Source organism: Pseudomonas tritici (genome assembly GCF_014268275.3).
GTDB lineage: Bacteria > Pseudomonadota > Gammaproteobacteria > Pseudomonadales > Pseudomonadaceae > Aquipseudomonas > Aquipseudomonas tritici.
Map to the genome: position 1 here is coordinate 4,260,883 of NZ_CP077084.1, position 16,791 is coordinate 4,277,673.

The 16,791-nt window shown below is 59.1% G+C and carries 21 protein-coding genes; 10 read left to right on the forward strand and 11 right to left on the reverse strand.

The genetic code is table 11. The features are described from left to right. Positions 1 to 22: 22 nt before the first annotated feature. Genes HU722_RS19240 through HU722_RS19270 form a run of 7 tightly spaced genes read right to left on the reverse strand, consistent with a single transcriptional unit; the run spans position 23 to position 6,989 of the window. Positions 23 to 1,051 carry a nucleoside hydrolase gene (locus HU722_RS19240; RefSeq protein ID WP_049712414.1) on the reverse strand — a complete coding sequence of 343 codons (1,029 nt, stop codon included), beginning with the start codon at positions 1,049 to 1,051 and terminating at the stop codon, positions 23 to 25. Positions 1,052 to 1,076: 25 nt separating this feature from the next. Next, entirely contained in the window at positions 1,077 to 1,481 is a 405-nt protein-coding gene (gene rbsD, locus HU722_RS19245; RefSeq protein ID WP_065874070.1) for a D-ribose pyranase, read from the reverse strand. Continuing rightward, positions 1,478 to 2,395, reverse strand: a complete 918-nt coding sequence (gene rbsK, locus HU722_RS19250; RefSeq protein ID WP_065890616.1) for a ribokinase — start codon at positions 2,393 to 2,395, stop codon at positions 1,478 to 1,480. Before rbsK ends, rbsD begins: the two co-directional genes overlap by 4 nt. A gap of 23 nt (positions 2,396 to 2,418) precedes the next feature. Continuing rightward, positions 2,419 to 3,441: a LacI family DNA-binding transcriptional regulator gene (locus HU722_RS19255; RefSeq protein ID WP_065890615.1), complete on the reverse strand. Its 1,023-nt coding sequence runs from the start codon at positions 3,439 to 3,441 to the stop codon at positions 2,419 to 2,421. Positions 3,442 to 3,444: 3 nt separating this feature from the next. Then, positions 3,445 to 4,422 (reverse strand): ABC transporter permease, encoded by a 978-nt coding sequence (locus HU722_RS19260; protein ID WP_015884943.1) that lies wholly within the window; start codon positions 4,420 to 4,422, stop codon positions 3,445 to 3,447. Beyond that, positions 4,419 to 5,972: a sugar ABC transporter ATP-binding protein gene (locus HU722_RS19265; protein ID WP_065880892.1), complete on the reverse strand. Its 1,554-nt coding sequence runs from the start codon at positions 5,970 to 5,972 to the stop codon at positions 4,419 to 4,421. The genes HU722_RS19260 and HU722_RS19265 overlap by 4 nt, the downstream gene beginning before the upstream one ends. A 57-nt stretch (positions 5,973 to 6,029) precedes the next feature. Beyond that, a complete protein-coding gene (locus tag HU722_RS19270; RefSeq protein WP_065874076.1) occupies positions 6,030 to 6,989 on the reverse strand; it encodes a sugar ABC transporter substrate-binding protein in 960 nt (319 codons plus the stop codon). A gap of 564 nt (positions 6,990 to 7,553) precedes the next feature. Here HU722_RS19270 and HU722_RS19275 point away from each other — a divergent pair. From HU722_RS19275 to HU722_RS19285, 3 genes are all read left to right on the forward strand, one after another. Further along, a complete protein-coding gene (locus tag HU722_RS19275; RefSeq protein WP_065874077.1) occupies positions 7,554 to 8,642 on the forward strand; it encodes an asparaginase in 1,089 nt (362 codons plus the stop codon). 190 nt (positions 8,643 to 8,832) lie between these two features. Next, positions 8,833 to 9,084 carry a DUF1654 domain-containing protein gene (locus HU722_RS19280; protein WP_082224448.1) on the forward strand — a complete coding sequence of 84 codons (252 nt, stop codon included), beginning with the start codon at positions 8,833 to 8,835 and terminating at the stop codon, positions 9,082 to 9,084. Between the two features lie 4 nt (positions 9,085 to 9,088). Next, entirely contained in the window at positions 9,089 to 9,778 is a 690-nt protein-coding gene (locus tag HU722_RS19285; protein ID WP_065890614.1) for an endonuclease, read from the forward strand. Between the two features lie 31 nt (positions 9,779 to 9,809). Here the strand turns inward: HU722_RS19285 and HU722_RS19290 are convergent, their stop codons facing one another. Beyond that, positions 9,810 to 10,175, reverse strand: coding sequence for an SPOR domain-containing protein (locus HU722_RS19290; protein ID WP_065874083.1), 366 nt, complete (start codon positions 10,173 to 10,175; stop codon positions 9,810 to 9,812). 263 nt (positions 10,176 to 10,438) lie between these two features. Here HU722_RS19290 and csrA point away from each other — a divergent pair, with 263 nt between their 5' ends. The 3 genes from csrA (at position 10,439) to HU722_RS19305 (ending at position 11,473) form a co-directional block, all read left to right on the forward strand. Next, complete coding sequence (csrA, locus tag HU722_RS19295; protein WP_003192511.1) at positions 10,439 to 10,633, forward strand: carbon storage regulator CsrA; 195 nt, start codon at positions 10,439 to 10,441, stop codon at positions 10,631 to 10,633. A gap of 211 nt (positions 10,634 to 10,844) precedes the next feature. Further along, complete coding sequence (locus tag HU722_RS19300; RefSeq protein ID WP_065874085.1) at positions 10,845 to 11,084, forward strand: hypothetical protein; 240 nt, start codon at positions 10,845 to 10,847, stop codon at positions 11,082 to 11,084. 95 nt (positions 11,085 to 11,179) lie between these two features. Next, a complete protein-coding gene (locus HU722_RS19305; protein WP_065874086.1) occupies positions 11,180 to 11,473 on the forward strand; it encodes a DUF1652 domain-containing protein in 294 nt (97 codons plus the stop codon). Between the two features lie 20 nt (positions 11,474 to 11,493). Here the strand turns inward: HU722_RS19305 and HU722_RS19310 are convergent, their stop codons facing one another. Continuing rightward, a complete protein-coding gene (locus HU722_RS19310) occupies positions 11,494 to 12,171 on the reverse strand; it encodes an HAD family hydrolase (protein WP_065874088.1) in 678 nt (225 codons plus the stop codon). A gap of 206 nt (positions 12,172 to 12,377) precedes the next feature. Between HU722_RS19310 and HU722_RS19315 the strand changes: the two genes are divergently transcribed. The 4 genes from HU722_RS19315 (at position 12,378) to HU722_RS19330 (ending at position 15,616) form a co-directional block, all read left to right on the forward strand. Beyond that, positions 12,378 to 13,148 carry an alpha/beta fold hydrolase gene (locus HU722_RS19315; protein ID WP_065890613.1) on the forward strand — a complete coding sequence of 257 codons (771 nt, stop codon included), beginning with the start codon at positions 12,378 to 12,380 and terminating at the stop codon, positions 13,146 to 13,148. 111 nt (positions 13,149 to 13,259) lie between these two features. Next, positions 13,260 to 13,505: a DUF2790 domain-containing protein gene (locus tag HU722_RS19320; RefSeq protein ID WP_049712400.1), complete on the forward strand. Its 246-nt coding sequence runs from the start codon at positions 13,260 to 13,262 to the stop codon at positions 13,503 to 13,505. 42 nt (positions 13,506 to 13,547) lie between these two features. Beyond that, positions 13,548 to 14,219, forward strand: a complete 672-nt coding sequence (locus HU722_RS19325; RefSeq protein ID WP_049712399.1) for a heavy metal response regulator transcription factor — start codon at positions 13,548 to 13,550, stop codon at positions 14,217 to 14,219. Then, a complete protein-coding gene (locus tag HU722_RS19330) occupies positions 14,216 to 15,616 on the forward strand; it encodes a heavy metal sensor histidine kinase (RefSeq protein ID WP_065874091.1) in 1,401 nt (466 codons plus the stop codon). The genes HU722_RS19325 and HU722_RS19330 overlap by 4 nt, the downstream gene beginning before the upstream one ends. Positions 15,617 to 15,627: 11 nt before the next feature. Here the strand turns inward: HU722_RS19330 and HU722_RS19335 are convergent, their stop codons facing one another. Both HU722_RS19335 and pcp read right to left on the reverse strand, forming a co-directional pair. Beyond that, positions 15,628 to 16,098, reverse strand: a complete 471-nt coding sequence (locus HU722_RS19335) for an anti-virulence regulator CigR family protein (protein WP_186755049.1) — start codon at positions 16,096 to 16,098, stop codon at positions 15,628 to 15,630. 63 nt (positions 16,099 to 16,161) lie between these two features. Further along, a complete protein-coding gene (gene pcp, locus HU722_RS19340; protein WP_065874094.1) occupies positions 16,162 to 16,791 on the reverse strand; it encodes a pyroglutamyl-peptidase I in 630 nt (209 codons plus the stop codon).

Consider the following 16,791-nt stretch of genomic DNA (forward strand, 5'->3'; position numbering starts at 1 on the left):
CGAACGCCGACCAGTCAACACATTACTTCAGACGCGCGAGACGCTCGGTCAACAGATCGAAAAAGCCCTGCGCATCACCGTTCTCAACCCAGAACACGTTCTTCTCCTGCTTCAGGCCGTCGTACCAGTCGACGATGGTCTGGCCGAAGGTCGGGCCTTCTCGGCTGTCCACCACCACATTGGCCTGACGACCGCTGAACAGCGAAGGCTTGAGCAGGTACGCAATGACGGTAGCGTCATGCACCGGGCCGCCTGGGATGCCGTAGTGCTCCATGTCGCCCTTGACGTACTCGTTAAGAATGTCGCCGACAACCTTGCTCGCGTTGTTATTGATGTCGGCAATCTTTTTCAGGCGCGCCTCGCTGGTCAGTACCTTGTGAGTCACGTCCAGCGGCAGGTAGGTCAGCTTGACGCCACTTTTGAGCACAATCTCGGCCGCGACCGGGTCAGCGAACAGGTTGAACTCTGCCACCGGCGTGATATTGCCGCCATTGAAGTGCGCCCCGCCCATCACCACTACTTCCTTGATGCCTTGGGTGATTTCCGGCGCCTGGGTCAGTGCCAGCGCCAGGTTGGTCTGCGGGCCGAGCATGGCGATAGTGATGCTGTGAGGCTTGGCAGTGCTCAGGGTCTTGATCAGGTAATCAACGGCATTGCCGTCAGCCAGGCCTTTTTTGGGCTCGTGCACGGTGACGCCGGAAATACCTTCCTTGCCATGGATATTCTCAGCGTAGATCGGCGTACGCAGCAGCGGCGCTGGCGCACCGGCGTAGACCGGGATTTCCTCGCGCCCTGCCCACTCGCGGGCCAGGCGTGCGTTGCGGGAGGTCTTGTCCAGGCGCACGTTACCAGCGACGGTGGTCAGCGCACGAATGTTCAGCTCCTCCGGCGAAGCCATGGCGAAGAGCAATGCCACCACATCATCGGCGCCTGGGTCGGTGTCGATGATCAGGTCGATTTTTTCCGCCGCGTGGGCGCTGGCGGCTGTGAGTGCGGACAAAAGCAGGACACTCCGGAACAGATTTTTCAGGGTTGGGAGACCACGTTGCATAAAACACTCCTTGTCGTTGGGAACTCTAGAAGGTTACGCCGGACACCAGCGCGATATTGCAGTAAGGCTGGCATTCGCCGGTGCGCACCACGGCGCGCGCCTTGCGGCTGAGCAGCTTGAATTCTTCATGGCTGGCCAGGCGCCGCTCACCGAGGGCTGCCTGCTCTGTGAGCGCATTGAGGTCGGCCAGCGCCGGCGGCTGCTTGAGCAGGATTTCTTCGGCCAGCACATGGCTTTCCACCTGCATTTCGCTGAGCACGATACGCAAGGTGCTGATGAAGTCCGGGATGCCCTGGGTCAACGCCAGGTCAATCAGTTCGACGCCCGGCGGCACCGGCAGGCCGGCATCGCCAATCACCAGAATGTCGCCATGCCCCAGGGAGGCGATCACACGCGACAGTGCGATATTCAGCAGAGGTGTCTTTTTCATGAGGGTACAAAACCTTGTACGTCGTGCAGCGTTGGAATAGAGGGTTGCGCACCGGCGCGGGTGACCGACAACGCCGCCGCGACCTGACCAAAACGAATCGCCTCGGCCTCGCTTTTGCCACTGGCCAACGCCGCGGCAAAACCACCGACAAAGGTATCGCCAGCCGCCGTGGTATCCACCGCCTTGACCTTCGGCGCCAGCAGATGCTCAAAGCCCTGGCCGTCGGCAAACAGCGCGCCCTGAGAGCCCAGCGTAATGATGACCTTGCCGGCGCCCGCCTGAATCAGCCGGGTCGCCGCCACCTTGGCACTCTCAATGGAGTCGACCGTCACACCGCTCAGAGCGGTGGCTTCGCTTTCATTGGGGATCAGGTAGTCGATCGAGGCATACCACTCAGCCGGCAATGGGCCGCTGGCCGGGGCTGGGTTGAGGATCACCGTCTTGCCCAATTCATGCCCGCGCTTGAGGGTATAGCCCACAGTGTCCATCGGCACTTCCAGCTGGCAGATGATCACTTCGGCCGCTTGCAGGACCGCGTCGAACGCCTGTAACGAGGCCGGCGTGAGTTCGCCGTTACTGCCCGCGACAATCACAATCGCGTTCTGGCTGCTGTCATCCACCACGATCAACGCCACGCCACTGGAGCCGTCCACGCTGCTGACGGCCTGGCAGTCGATGCCTTCCACCAACAGCGCGTCACGCAATTGGGCGCCATAGGCATCGGTACCGACACAACCTATCATCGAAACATCGGCGCCCAGTCGCGCCGACGCTACAGCCTGGTTCGCACCCTTACCGCCAGGCACTGTGGAAAACGTTTGGCCGATGAGTGTTTCACCGGCACGCGGCAACCGGCTGGCGCGGGTGACCAGGTCCATGTTCAAACTGCCCACTACCACTACTTTTGCTGGCATACATCAGTACTCATCAATTCGGTTCAGCGGTATTGCGCGAACGTACCGGCGACGGGCGCCGTCGACTCACGCAATACGATGCTCGGCGTCACGATCCGTTGATCGATCGGCAGTTGGGGTGTTGCAATTCTTCGCAGTAAAAGCTCGGCCGCTGTTTCGCCCAGTTGCACGATGGATTGCCCCACCGTGGTCAGCGCCGGATAGACGTAGCGGCCCATTTGAATGTCATCGAAACCGATTACCGACAGCTCGCCCGGCACGCGGATATTACGCTCCGCCGCTGCGCGCAACACGCCGAAACCAATCATGTCGTTGCTGGCAAAAATGGCGCTGGGCGGATTTTGCGCCAGTAATTGCACGGCGGCGGCATAACCGCCAGTGCTGGTGAAATCACTTTCTTGGGTGCGATTGGCCGCCACCGCCACGCCCGCCTCGCTCAACGCGCGGTGATAACCCGCCAGACGCATCTGCGCGACGCGGGTATGGGCCGGGCCGCCGATGCAGGCGATATCGCGATGGCCCAGCTCGAGCAAGTGCCGGGTCGCCAGGTAGGCGCCCTCCTCGTGATCGATACGCACCAAGTCCACGTCAATGCCATCCAGCGCCCGGTCAACAATCACCATGGGCGTACGCACCGCGCTCAAGCCTGCGGCGAGGCCACTGTCGTCGCCACCCACCGACGTCACGATCAAGCCGTCGATACGCTTCTCCAGCAACACGCGCAGATAGCTGCGCTGCTTTTCAGCGTTGTCGTCGGAGTTACAGAGGATCACGCAATAGCCATTGCGCTCGCAGTAATCCTCGATGCCCCGGGCCAGCTCCGCAAAATAGGGGTTAAGGCTATTGGGCACCAGCAAACCGATGGTGGCCGTGGTCTTGGCTTTGAGCGAACGCGCGACAGCGCTGGGCACATAGTCGAGCTGCTTGATGGCCGCCTCGACCTTGATGCGTACCGGCTCGCTGACCGGGCGAGTCTTGTTCACCACATGGGACACCGTGGTGTAGGAAATACCGGCAAGCGCGGCCACATCCTTGATCGTTGCCATGGTTCAGCCTCGTCGACTGGCGCGCTGGCTGCGGTAGGTATCCAGAACCACGGCAATCACGATCACGGCACCGGTGATAATGCGCTTAGTGGGTTCCGTGGCACCGATCTGCGCCAGGCCAGCGGCCAATACCGAAATAATCAACACACCAAAAAAAGTACTGATCACCGAACCACGTCCACCCATCAGGCTGGTACCACCGATGACTACCGCAGCGATCACTTGCAGCTCCAGGCCGGAACCCGCGTTCGGGTCCGCCGCTTCAAGGCGCGAGATCTGGAACAACGCCGCCACACCGGCCAGCAGGCCCATAAGGCTGAACACCAGGATCTTGTAGGGCTTGGGATTGATCCCGGCCAGGCGTACGGCTTCTTCGTTGGTGCCGATACCGATCAGGTAGCGACCAAACACAGTACGCGTCAGTACAAGCTGCGCGGCGATGATCACCAGCAAGGCAATGATGAACGACGGCGAGATACCAAAGGCAATCGGGTTGGACAGCCAGGCAAACGAATCACCGATGTAAGCCGTGCGCGATCCGGTCATCTGGTACGCCACACCACGGGCCATTTCCAACACGCCGAGGGATACGATAAATGAAGGAATACGCCAGGCCACGGTGATCGAGCCGGTGATGGTGCCGGCCAATGCCGCGCAGCCCATGCCCAGCACAGCGGCCGGCAATACACTCCAGCCCCAACTGAGAATTGCCACGCTGACGGCCGATGCCGCCAGTGCCAGCACCGAGCCCACTGACAGGTCGATACCGCCGATGATCAGGATGAAGGTCATGCCCACCGCCAGAACCATCAGGTCCGGAATCTGGTTGGCCAGGGTGCTGAAGGTGTCGTAGGACAGGAAGTGGTCGCTGAGCACCGAAAACAGCGCAATCATCGCCAGCAAAGCACCCGCCAGGCCCAGGTAAGTGCCCAGACCATAGAAGTTGCCGCCGGTTTTACCGGGTGAAGTGGTGGTTTTCATGGGGTATCCCTAAGCACTGCGTCGTTGAGCAGCGCATCACGTTTTTGATAGCCGGCAAAGGCGGCGGCGAGCAATTCGTCCTGAGTCCAGCTGTCACGCTCGAAGGTGTCGATCAGACGCCCGGCGGACAACACACCGATACGATCACAGATCAGCATGAGTTCACGCAGATCGCTGGACACCACCACCAGCGCTTTGCCCTGGCGGGTCAATTCGCCGAGCAAGGCATAGATGTCGAATTTGGCACCGACATCGATACCGCGAGTCGGCTCATCGAACAGCATTACCGAGCAATCGCGCTCCAGCCAGCGGCCAATCACCACTTTCTGCTGGTTACCGCCAGACAACTCGGACACCAACTGCGCCGGGCTGGAACTGCGAATGCGCATGGCATCGATCTGGCGCTTGGCCAGTGCGGTTTCGTTGCGGCTGTTGACCACGCCGCCACCGGAAATTTCCGGCATGTTGCCCAGGGCAATGTTGGCGCTGATGGACTGGGTCAGCAGCAGGCCTTCGCCCTTGCGGTCCTCGGTGATCAAAGCAATGCCATGGCCCACCGCGTCCGCCGGCGAGCGGATGCTCACCACTTGAGCCGGCGAACCGAGTGCCACAGTGCCGCTGTCGGCCAGGTCGGCGCCGAAGATCAGACGCAGCAATTCGGTACGACCGGCGCCGATCAGGCCGGAGATGCCGTAAATCTCACCTGCGCGCACTTCAAAGGACACGTCGCGGACTTTGTCCGAGCGGGTCAAGCCTTTTACCGTCAGGGCCGGGCCACCTATGGTGCGTGGGCCCAGGTCAATGTGTTCGCCCAACTCACGGCCGACCATCAAGGTGACCAGTTGCTCGCTGTTGTAGTTGGCCATCGGCTCGACACACACCAGCTTGCCGTCGCGCAATACCGCGATGCGCTGGGCGACACGGGCCAGCTCTTCCAGCCGGTGTGAAATGTAAATGATCGCCACGCCCCGGGCCTGCAGACGGGTGATTTGTTCAAACAGCATCTCGACTTCACGGGCGGTAAGCATCGCCGTGGGTTCGTCGAGGATCAATACGTGGCAATCGCCGATCAGGTTGCGGGCGATCTCGACCATTTGCTGATGGCCAATGCCCAGGGTGCCGACCAAGGTATCCGGGTCGATGGCGTCCAGGCCGACCTGGGCCATGGCCTCAATCGCAGCCTTGCGCAGTTGCTTGCGGCTGATCCAGCCACACTGGCTGGGCAGGTTATCCAGAAAAAGATTTTCGGCCACGGTCAACGTGGGCAGCAGGTTGAGTTCCTGCATAACCATGCGCACGCCCAGCTCTTCGGCCTGGGTGCGGCTGCCTGGACGGTAGTCCTGGCCATTGAACTGCATGTGCCCGGTGGTGGGTGTGACCAGCCCGCCGATGATCTTCGACAAGGTACTTTTGCCTGCGCCGTTTTCACCGGTCAGCGCCAGCACTTCGCCGCGATTGAGCGTCAGGGTGATGTCGGACAGAACCGGTTGGGCATAGGTCTTGCCGATACCGCTGACCGAGAGGACAGCGTTCGGGGCGGAAGATGACATAGGAAAATCTCCAGGCGCCCGCTCAGGACGAGCGGACGCTGTTGGGTGCTGCCAGGATTACTTCTTGAGGACGAGTTCGACCGGGGTTTCGATCACGCCGTCTTTGGAATCGACTTTCTCACCCTTGACCAGCTTGAGCGCGTTCTGGATACCGAACACGGCTTGCTGAGCAGCGGCCTGGTCAGCGGTCGCCAGCACACGACCGTCCTGCAGCATCGGCTTGATGGCTTCGATATTGTCGTAACCCACGACCAACACCTTGCCGGCCTTGCCTGCCGCACGTACGGCGGAGACAGCGCCCAGGGCCATGTTGTCGTTACCGGCCAACAGGGCCTTGAGGTCCGGGTACTCGCTCAGCATGGCGGACGCCACTTTCTGGCCCTGGTCGATTTCCCAGTTGCCGGATTGGGTGGAGACGATCTTCATGCCGGCAGCATCCATCGCGTCCTTGTAGCCCGCGGTACGTTGCTGGGCGTTGGTGGTGGTCGGTACACCTTCAATGATGCCGACCTTGTCACCCGAGGCCAGTTGCTTGGCCAGGTAGTCGCCCACCAGCTTGGAACCTTTGCGGTTGTCCGGGCCTACGAATGGAATATTGAGGTTTTTGCTTTTGAGCACGTCCGGGTCCAGGCGGTTGTCGATGTTGACGACCTTGATACCGGCATCCGAAGCCTTCTTCAGCACGGTCACCAACGCCTTGGAGTCGGCGGGTGCGATGACGATAGCGTTGACCTTGGCGAGGATCATCTGGTTGACGATGTCGATCTGCGCGCTGGTGTCGGTTTCGTTCTTGATCCCGTTGGTGATCATGTCGAACTCGGCGGCGTGATCTTTCTGATAGGCCTTGGCGCCATCTTGCATGGTCACGAAAAATTCGTTGGCGAGGGACTTCATCACCAGGCCGACCTTGGGTTTGGCGGCGGCGTCATCAGCAAATGCAGAGGAAAGAGGCAAAGCGGCGGATGCGGCAGCAAGCACAGCGACAGCAAGAAGACGTCCAGCGAATGGCAGCTTCATGGGTTCACTCCGATCTTATGATTATTGTGAGCAACGCTTGCACCGAAGAGTGCTTCGGCAGCCTTCCCACCCGGGTGGCTGATACGAGCTGTCACGACACTTCAGGCGTGTTACGTGAAACATCTCGCAAACGTTTGCGTTATCCAAACTATGAGAACCTTGTCGAGATTTGTCAACGGTTGAAAGCAGCCTTTCATTCAAGCCATACAGCACCTCGCTCGCGCCTGACAAAGGATGTGATTAAACATCGCTCTCCCCCGGCCGTTCTCTAAAACGACAGGCCGTGCCGCGCCACGCCTACCAACTCAAAGGCCCGACCGCCAACTTTTTTCGGACAACCGAACGCAATACAGACCGATGTTCGGAAAGCCGGACGCGCACTTGGGCATAACAGGCTACGAAAATAATATAAATCGTTATAAATCAATAAGTTATTTTATGTTCGCGCGCACAATCGGCCTGGTACAGATCCTGCTCTACTCAACCACCTCGTGGCATTCAGAACTGCCCGGGTGTTCTAGATGAACCTGCTACAGCACTCATCAAAAACCAGAGAGAAAAATAATGAAATCTGCACTGAAGACTTTTGTTCCGGGCGCGTTGGCCCTCCTGCTGCTGTTCCCCGTTGCCGTCCAGGCAAAGGAAGTTGAAACCAAGACCAAACTGTCCAACGTGGTGATCCTCGCCACCGGCGGCACGATTGCCGGTGCTGGCGCCTCCGCCGCCAACAGCGCCACCTACCAGGCCGCCAAGGTCGGCATCGAGCAATTGATCGCCGGTGTTCCTGAGCTTAGCCAGATCGCCAATGTACGCGGCGAGCAAGTAATGCAAATTGCGTCCGAAAGCATCAACAACGAAAACCTGCTGCAACTGGGTCGTCGCGTCGCCGAACTGGCGGACAGCAAGGACGTGGATGGCATCGTGATCACTCACGGTACCGACACCCTGGAAGAAACCGCTTACTTCCTGAACCTGGTAGAAAAAACCGACAAGCCCATCGTGGTGGTCGGCTCCATGCGTCCAGGCACCGCGATGTCGGCAGACGGCATGCTCAACCTGTACAACGCCGTGGCCGTGGCCAGCAGCAAAGAGGCACGCGGTAAAGGCGTGCTGGTAACCATGAACGACGAGATCCAGTCGGGTCGCGACGTCAGCAAGATGATCAATATCAAGACAGAAGCGTTCAAGAGCCCATGGGGTCCACTGGGCATGGTGGTTGAAGGCAAATCCTACTGGTTCCGCTTGCCAGCCAAGCGTCACACCATGGATTCGGAATTCGATATCAAAAACATCAAGAGCCTGCCCGATGTTGAGATCGCCTATGGCTATGGCAATGTGAGCGACACCGCCTACAAGGCCCTGGCTCAAGCGGGCGCCAAAGCCATCATCCACGCCGGTACCGGCAACGGCTCGGTATCGTCCAAAGTCGTACCTGCACTGGTGGAGCTGCGCAAGCAAGGCGTGCAGATCATTCGTTCTTCCCACGTCAATGCCGGCGGCATGGTTTTGCGTAACGCCGAACAGCCTGACGACAAGTACGACTGGGTCGCAGCACTCGACCTGAACCCGCAGAAAGCGCGCATCCTGGCGATGGTCGCCCTGACCAAGACTCAGGACAGCAAAGAGCTGCAACGGATGTTCTGGGAGTATTGATTCCCGGTGATACCTCGGCAGGGTCGGTTTGCCCGCCCCTGCCTCCTCGCAAAACCCTTCGATAAAAATACCTGCGCCCTACACCAAATTGCCTGAATTGCGGTCAGACGGACTTCTTGAAGTTTAAGTAGTTGCGAAATCGCCTACAGTTAAATACTGTATGTGCGTACAGCAAACTAAGGAATATTCCGTGGCAAAGTCCTCTCCCGCAGTGCCAACCCCACCTGGTGCCTACGAACGCCTGGCCATTCGTGTGCAAAAAATCATCAATTCGACCAACGCCCAGAAAGCCAAGGCGGCTTTGATTTTTCGTTTGCCGGAAGAGCCGGAGGATGAGTGGGCGCGCTTGCTGGAAGAAATCGCGGAGAACGACAACGTCACCCTCGCCTATCGCGACGATGGCGGTGTGCAGATTTTCTGGGTTGTGCCGAAGGAAGATTGATTCAATGAGTGTCCGGTTTATCGCTGTGTGTTGCCTGTTTTTCGTCGTTACCGCCCACGCCCAAGCGCCTCGAACCTTCAGCGAAGCCAAGAAAGTCGCGTGGAAACTGTACGCCCCACAATCCACCGAGTTTTATTGCGGCTGCAAATACACCGGCAACCGCGTGGACCTGAAAGCCTGTGGCTACATCCCACGCAAGAACGCCAACCGTGCCGCGCGGATCGAGTGGGAGCACATCGTTCCGGCCTGGCAAATCGGGCATCAGCGCCAGTGCTGGCAGGACGGCGGGCGCAAGAACTGCACGCGCCATGATGACGTGTTCAAACGCGCCGAAGCCGACCTGCACAACCTGGTACCGAGCATCGGCGAGGTCAATGGTGACCGTAATAACTTCAGTTTTGGCTGGCTGCCCGTGCAAAGCGGGCAGTACGGCTCATGCTTGACCCAGGTGGACTTCAAAGCAAAGAAGGTGATGCCACGCCCTTCTATTCGGGGAATGATCGCTCGCACGTACTTCTACATGAGCAAGCGATACGGCTTGCGCCTGTCGAAACAGGATCGCCAGTTATACGAAGCCTGGAACAAGACCTACCCGGTACAGGCCTGGGAACGTCAGCGTAACCAGACCGTGGCATGCGTAATGGGACGCGGCAATGAGTTTGTCGGCCCGGTGAACCTTAAAGCCTGCGGTTGAAAAAGGGCGGAAACCCCGCCCATCCAAGTTGTTACTGCGCAGCCTTGTGTTCAATGATTTCTGAAACAGTATCGGTTTTCTTGGCTCGGGCCATTTTCTCGTTGAGCAACGTTTGCTTGGCCTCAGCCTCAGCCTTGGTTGCGAACGGCCCCAACAGGACTTCGTCCTTGCCGTCGACCTTCACGATATAAAAATTGAAACCATGTTCCAGCAACCAGGCGGTGAGGTCGGTGATCGCCTGCAACTTGTGGTCCGGCGGGCCAACCCGCACGTCCCATTCCTGGGCGGCAATCGCGCCGGTCTGGGGCTGGCTTTCGGTCACGACAGGCTTGGCCTTGGGCGCATCGACGCTTTTGCCTTCACCGCAACCGGCCAATGCCAACACCGCAATTGCCATCGCTACTTTACGCACTGCCCTGCTCCTTTAAAGATAAAGAGGCGACTTTATCATTCACTGTCTATTCTGGCCGTCATAAACATTGGCTTAAACAATGCGAATGATGTATCGCAGACCTGTATGATGCCGCCATGGGAATTAATGTCGCCTCTATGCGTCCTAAAAAGAGGCAGTCACAGGGAAGCGCTAAGCAGTACGCTACACACATCCGACACCTGCCCTGTCTGAAACATGTGTCCTTAAAAGTAATCAAGGAGAAGTCCATGCTTATACTCACCCGCAAAGTTGGTGAAAGCATAAACATCGGTGATGACATCACGATCACCATCCTGGGCGTCAGCGGCCAGCAAGTACGAATCGGCATCAACGCCCCTAAGGATGTTGCCGTGCATCGCGAGGAGATCTACCAGCGCATCCAGGCCGGCCTGACGGCTCCGGACAAAAACCAGACGCCTTGAAGTGCCTCCAGTAGCCAGCCCTTTCGTTCACTGTAACGGCTGGCGAAAACTCCTTGGAACTGCTTTTGTCTTTATTGCGTGAGTGACGTCGCCAATGTGTTCATCTTCGTGGAAAGATGAAACTGTCTTCACGCTTGGAACTTGTTGTTTCATTCACGGCCGAATCTCCTGACTGACTCTCAGCCATTCGTGTGCATTCAGGAGCACGTCGATGAGGCCTACGACCACACACCCATTTGCCTACAGGTCTTGGTTGATCGCCCTATTGATAGGGTTGGTCTTCGTCGGGCTGGCCTATGGCTTGAGGTACGCAATCGAAGGCACTGGCTCCACCGATCCCCATTCGTGGCTGGACCTGACGCTGCTGCTCGGCGGCTACCTGTTCCTGTTCTGCCTCAAACCTATCCAGCGGGCCGTGCAACGTCGGTTGTGCCGACAAATGACACGCTGATACCGCATTCCTTGCTATCAGATCGCCGGTATTTACAGCGCCACAACTCGACCTATGCTTGGGCGTGCATGATCAGTAAAAGGGCCTGAAGCAAGATGGACACCCTGAGTAAATCGCAAATCGAGTCCGCACTGGCAGCCCGTCTGCCCAGCTACCAGGTGACCTGCACGCTGCACGCGGACGGAACGCTTTCGGCAGTGCTCAGCGGCCCGGAAACCGACCACTTTGCAATTACCGGGATCGTGCGCGCCCATTATCGGGGCGCCGAGGCAATCGCGCGGCTGGCCAATGAAATTCTTCGGGAGATGGTGCTGTCACGCCAAGGCATGAGGAATAATCGGATGCAGCCCCCCGATCAAGCCAATGCCGAACAAGGCCGAGGCCGTTAACGGGCTCGGCTTTTTTTATATCAGGCCGCCCCGCTCTGCACATACAACAAGCCGTCCGTGTCGCACTGCACCTTCAACGGTTCATACCCGTCAATCGAAGGATGCTCGGTGACCATAGGCGTGTGATGTGTCGACGTCACGACCATCACATCCGCCCCTGCTGCCTCTGCCGCCCGGATGCCTACCGTCGCGTCTTCAAATACCAGGCAATCCTTCACCGGTACACCCAGGCGTTGCGCGCCCAGCACGTAACACGCGGGGTTCGGCTTGCCGAGGGCAACATCTTCAGCCGTCACCAGCACCGCCGGCGGCGCAATACCTGCCGCTTGCAGCCGACGCAACGCCAGTTCCCTGGGTGCGGAGGTGACCAGCGCCCACTGATCACCCGGCAGGCTGTTCAAAAACGTGACCGCGCCGGGAATCGCAACAACACCGTCCACATCATTGATTTCAGCCTCGGTAATCCATTGCGCCTCCACCTCAGGATCGACGCCGGGCAATGCCTGGCGTGTGATGGTATCGATCGCTCGAGCACCGTGAATGGTCTTCAAAAACGCTGCCACATCCAGGCCGTGGCGTTCAGCCCAGATGCTCCACACCCGTTCGGCAGCGGCAATGGAATTGAGCAACGTCCCATCCATATCAAACAGAAAGGCACGGTAACGGCGGTTGAATACAGCTGAACCTCGGATGGACACTGCTTGGTTTCCTCATCGGTTTTAACAAATATCGGCCCAATGCAATCTACGGATCACCTCGGCGCTTGTAAACGCAACCGACGTCGAATGCATTACAGGTTTGTAATGCAGCCGTAAGTGTTGGCAGCACCCTCACTTCATACAGTGAAGTCGTCAGTCACCCACGCCGGATGACACCACTTCCTACTGATGAAAAGGGTCCCACCATGAAACCTGCAAGCAAACTCTGCCTGATCGCCGCCAGCCTGCTGATGCTGGGCACTGGCACCGCCATGGCCGGCACGGTCGCACCGATCAAAGCCAATAACGTGGTGCTGGTACACGGCTCATGGGCTGACGGTTCGAGCTGGTCCGAGGTAATCACCCGGCTTCAGGCCGCCGGTTTGCACGTCACCGCCGTGCAAAACCCGCTGACCTCGGTGGCCGACGACGTCGCCGCCACCAACCGCGTGCTGGACCAACAAGACGGCCCTACCGTGCTGGTCGGTCATTCCTACGCTGGCACGGTGGTCAGCGACGCCGGGGTCAACCCGAAGGTCAGCTCGCTGGTGTACGTCGCCGCGCGCGCGCCGGACGCCAATGAAGACTTCGTCGCACTTTCGGCCAAGTTCCCGACCATGCCGGTACGGTACGGTGTCGAAGACCACGACGGTTACCTCACCCTGAGCCAGGACGCCTTCCTCAAGTACTTCGCCGCCGATGTGCCACACGCCAAGGCCCTTGAGCTGTATGCCGTGCAGCAACCCATCACTAAAACCCTGTTCAACGGTCGCACCGTCAATGCCGCCTGGCACACCAAGCCGTCCTGGTACGCGGTGTCGACGAATGACCAGACCATCAACCCGGATCTTGAGCGCTTTCTTGCCAAACGTATGAACGCCACCACCATCGAGTTGCCTTCGAGCCACTTGTCACTGGTGTCCCACGCCAAGGAAATCACCGACCTGATCCTCGAGGCCTCCGGCCGCCAACCCTGAGCCCCGCATTACAAACTTGTCATCATCCTGTTGGTGGGCTGTTCGGGACGGCTGGTTACCGTGTACCCACTGCCACGACGTGACAGCCAACCCTTTTAGAGAGATACCGTCATGAAACTGTTTATCCTCGGCTTTGCCGCTCTGCTCGCAACCGGTTCCGTGTTTGCCGCCGAACCCGTGATCCACGACAAAACCGGCTTCTTCGTGCACCTGGATGTGGCCAAAGTACTGTCAAGCACCGACACCTACGGCCAATGCGGCATCGTCCCGGCGCAACTCAACTACCTGGACAGCCAAGGCCGTGAACACGTGTTGGACTACCAAGTCCAGGCCATCGGTTGCCCCAGTGATAATTGATCGGGCTACACTTGCGCCACGCATAGAGACAAGGCACTTCCCATGAACATTCTTGTAGTCGAAGACGAACCCAAAGCCGGCAATTACTTGCTCAATGGCCTTCAGGAATTGGGTTACTCCGTCAGCCTTGCCCGTGATGGCGTGGACGGCCTGCACCAGGCCCTGGAGACGCCGTTCGACGTCATCGTGCTGGATGTGATGATGCCGAAAATGGACGGCTGGGAAGTGCTGCGCCGCCTGCGCAAGGAAGCCGACACACCGGTGCTTTTTCTTACAGCACGCGACGACATTGCTGACCGTATCAAGGGCCTGGAACTGGGCGCCGATGATTACCTGATCAAGCCGTTTTCCTTCGCTGAACTGGTGGCACGCTTGCGTACCCTGACGCGCCGCGGCCCGAGCCGGGAAGAGGAGCAGCTACAGATCGCCGACCTGCACATCGACGTACTGAAGCGCCGCGTCACCCGCGCCGGCACACGCATCACCCTGACCAACAAAGAGTTCGCCCTGCTGCACCTGTTCGCGACCCATCAGGACCAGGTGCTGTCCCGTTCGCTGATCGCCTCGCGCGTGTGGGACATGAACTTCGACAGCGACACCAACGTAGTCGACGTGGCCGTGCGGCGCCTGCGCTTGAAAATCGACGACCCGTTCCAGCTCAAGCTGATCCACAGTGTGCGGGGCATCGGCTACCGCTTCGATACCCAGCCATGAGCGGGCGCAGTCATTATTCCTTGACCCTGCGCCTGGCGCTGATCTTCGCGCTGCTCGCCTTCGCCCTGCTGGCTACCCTGGGCGTGGCGCTGTACCGCGAGCTCGAACGGGAACTGATCATGCGCGACGATGCCGCATTGATTTCCCGTGTCGATCAACTGCGCAACTTGCTCAACGACAGCAACACGCTCGACCTGATCAAGACCAAGCCGGAACTGTTCCAGAACATGCTGGGTAACCACGAGTCGGTATTGAGCATCGCCGCGCCGGGACAGAAACCGCTGCTGCTGGTGAACCCGGGTAATATCGATTTGCCGTCCGTGCCCCCCGTCGCGAAGGATCACGCGCTGGGACTCGCCGACGTGCACCATCTGCCTGGCGTCAATGGCGTGCCCTTCTCCACCGTCGCCGCCTCCATCGACTCCGGCGACCTGGGCAGCCTGCAAGTCACCAGCGGGCGCCTGATGACCGAGCGCACCGCGGTGCTCGCCAGCTATCGCTTGAGCGTTTATATCTTGGCGAGTATTGCCGCAATCCTCCTGGCAGTGGTCGGTTACCTGCTTGTTCATCGCGGGCTTTTACCGTTGCGCCGCCTGGCCCGGCACGCCCAGGGCATTGGTGTCGGCAACCTCGCCGAACGCCTCGACAGCCATGGCGCACCGAAAGAACTGCTGCCGATGATTGATTCGTTCAACACCATGCTTGAGCGGCTGGCCAAGGGCTTTGTGCAACTGGGCCAGGTGTCCACCGACATGGCCCACGAACTGCGCACGCCGATCAATAACCTACTGGGCGAAACCCAAGTCGCCCTGCAACAGAACCGCAGCATCGAAAGCTATCAGCAACTGCTGGCGTCCAATGTCGAAGAACTTGAACGCCTGGCGCGGATGCTCGACAACATGCTATTCCTGGCCCGCACCGACCCGGCCAGCGCCCTGCGCCAACGCCAGGAGCTCAGTGCCACGGATGAGGTTGAACGCATTGCCGAGTACTTTGAAGGCTTGGCGGGCGATGTGGACATCAGCATTCAGGCTAGAGGTGAAGGGGTGATCTGGGCTGAGCCAATGTTGTTGCGCAGGGCCCTGGCGAACCTATGCGCCAATGCCATCAAATATGGTGCGCCGGGGACTGAGTTGGTGATTCAGGCGGTTCCTGATGCCGAGGGCATTTACCTGAGGGTCAGCAACCAGGGCGAAACCATAGCGGCCGAACATCTGCCGCGACTGTTCGAACGGTTTTACCGGGTGGATGAGTCACGGGAACGCTCGGCGCAGTCCAATGGGTTGGGCTTGTCGATTGTGGCGACCATCATGCAGTTGCACACCGGGCGGTACAGCGTGAGCAGCCACGACGGCGTGACCTGCTTTGAGCTGTTTTTCCCAGGACGCGTGGCGTAACGTTTGCCCCGTCAGTCAAAGGCCCCACTGAGTACTTCGTAAATGATGCCCGACGCGATGGTCACCAATATCAGATCGGTACCTGCTTGCTGCCATTCATACCCATCATAACGGGGCAACTGGCCCAATAAACGGCCATCCAGCTTTTTGGCGATGCCCGGCGGCAATGGCTTACCGCGTGCGAGGTTCTTCTGGATACCAGGGGGCAACGCTGGCCCCGGGCTCCAGTAGTTGCGGTAGCCACCCAATACATTCAGTACCCTGCCGCGATCGACGCTGGGGCCGTGATTACCCGATGCGCCTTTGCCTTTGGGTTTGTCATGCCCCTGCCCACCCGAGCCGTTGCCGTTGCCGTTGCCGTTGCCGTTGCCTTTATCGTTGCCCTGCCCCTTGCCATTACCAGGATCGGCCAGGGCCATACCACTGCCAGCAAACAAGACAAGCGAAAGCACGACAGACACGCACTTCAGAGAGTTGATCATCGCAATTACCGTGGAATGGGTGTCCCTGAACTGTAGTTGAAGGTTGGCGCTCACGCCCTGCCCTCAACTGACCTGACCGCCCACTTCGACGATATCCATCGGGGTTTGCCATGCCGCAGACACCGCGATGCGCAACCCCTCGACCAGGGTCGACAGCACCATCGGCGGCTGGCATGCCCCGTAAACATCGGGGACGTGGATAAAGCCACTGCGCACGCCCGATCCCGCCAACTGGTGTTGCAACCGATAGAACACCTGGTTGCACACAAAGGTGCCCGCCGTTTGCGATACCGATGCCGCAATTCCCGCTTTGCCCACAGCCTTGACCATCGCCTTGATCGGCAGCGTCGTGAAGTAGGCTGCCGGGCCGCCAGCCACGACTGCCGTATCAATTGGCTGCTCACCCAGATTATCGGGGATGCGTGCATCGTTGATGTTGATCGCCACCCGCTCCATCGAGATAGTGCTACGCCCCGGCGCCAGGCCGGTGGCGATCACCATCACTGGGTGCAGCTCATCGATCAACTGGGTCAGGCACTCGCCAGCGGTCGCAAACGCGCAAGGCAGGCGGCGCGCAACAATCTGCACATCGCCTTCCAGCAGCACGCCATCCAGTTGGCGCACAGCTTCCCAGGACGGATTCACCGGGTCTTGATCAAAGGGCTCGAAGCCCGTCAGCAGTACAGTTTGCAT

Excerpts from the sequence above, each read along its gene's own strand:
- HU722_RS19240 (WP_049712414.1), bottom strand. The coding sequence starts at position 1,051 with ATGCAACGTGGTCTCCCAACCCTGAAAAATCTGTTCCGGAGTGTCCTG.
- rbsD (WP_065874070.1), bottom strand. The coding sequence starts at position 1,481 with ATGAAAAAGACACCTCTGCTGAATATCGCACTGTCGCGTGTGATCGCC.
- rbsK (WP_065890616.1), bottom strand. The coding sequence starts at position 2,395 with ATGCCAGCAAAAGTAGTGGTAGTGGGCAGTTTGAACATGGACCTGGTC.
- HU722_RS19255 (WP_065890615.1), bottom strand. The coding sequence starts at position 3,441 with ATGGCAACGATCAAGGATGTGGCCGCGCTTGCCGGTATTTCCTACACC.
- HU722_RS19260 (WP_015884943.1), bottom strand. The coding sequence starts at position 4,422 with ATGAAAACCACCACTTCACCCGGTAAAACCGGCGGCAACTTCTATGGT.
- HU722_RS19265 (WP_065880892.1), bottom strand. The coding sequence starts at position 5,972 with ATGTCATCTTCCGCCCCGAACGCTGTCCTCTCGGTCAGCGGTATCGGC.
- HU722_RS19270 (WP_065874076.1), bottom strand. The coding sequence starts at position 6,989 with ATGAAGCTGCCATTCGCTGGACGTCTTCTTGCTGTCGCTGTGCTTGCT.
- HU722_RS19275 (WP_065874077.1), top strand. The coding sequence starts at position 7,554 with ATGAAATCTGCACTGAAGACTTTTGTTCCGGGCGCGTTGGCCCTCCTG.
- HU722_RS19285 (WP_065890614.1), top strand. The coding sequence starts at position 9,089 with ATGAGTGTCCGGTTTATCGCTGTGTGTTGCCTGTTTTTCGTCGTTACC.
- HU722_RS19290 (WP_065874083.1), bottom strand. The coding sequence starts at position 10,175 with ATGGCAATTGCGGTGTTGGCATTGGCCGGTTGCGGTGAAGGCAAAAGC.
- csrA (WP_003192511.1), top strand. The coding sequence starts at position 10,439 with ATGCTTATACTCACCCGCAAAGTTGGTGAAAGCATAAACATCGGTGAT.
- HU722_RS19300 (WP_065874085.1), top strand. The coding sequence starts at position 10,845 with ATGAGGCCTACGACCACACACCCATTTGCCTACAGGTCTTGGTTGATC.
- HU722_RS19305 (WP_065874086.1), top strand. The coding sequence starts at position 11,180 with ATGGACACCCTGAGTAAATCGCAAATCGAGTCCGCACTGGCAGCCCGT.
- HU722_RS19315 (WP_065890613.1), top strand. The coding sequence starts at position 12,378 with ATGAAACCTGCAAGCAAACTCTGCCTGATCGCCGCCAGCCTGCTGATG.
- HU722_RS19320 (WP_049712400.1), top strand. The coding sequence starts at position 13,260 with ATGAAACTGTTTATCCTCGGCTTTGCCGCTCTGCTCGCAACCGGTTCC.
- HU722_RS19325 (WP_049712399.1), top strand. The coding sequence starts at position 13,548 with ATGAACATTCTTGTAGTCGAAGACGAACCCAAAGCCGGCAATTACTTG.
- HU722_RS19330 (WP_065874091.1), top strand. The coding sequence starts at position 14,216 with ATGAGCGGGCGCAGTCATTATTCCTTGACCCTGCGCCTGGCGCTGATC.
- HU722_RS19335 (WP_186755049.1), bottom strand. The coding sequence starts at position 16,098 with ATGATCAACTCTCTGAAGTGCGTGTCTGTCGTGCTTTCGCTTGTCTTG.
- pcp (WP_065874094.1), bottom strand. The coding sequence starts at position 16,791 with ATGCAAACTGTACTGCTGACGGGCTTCGAGCCCTTTGATCAAGACCCG.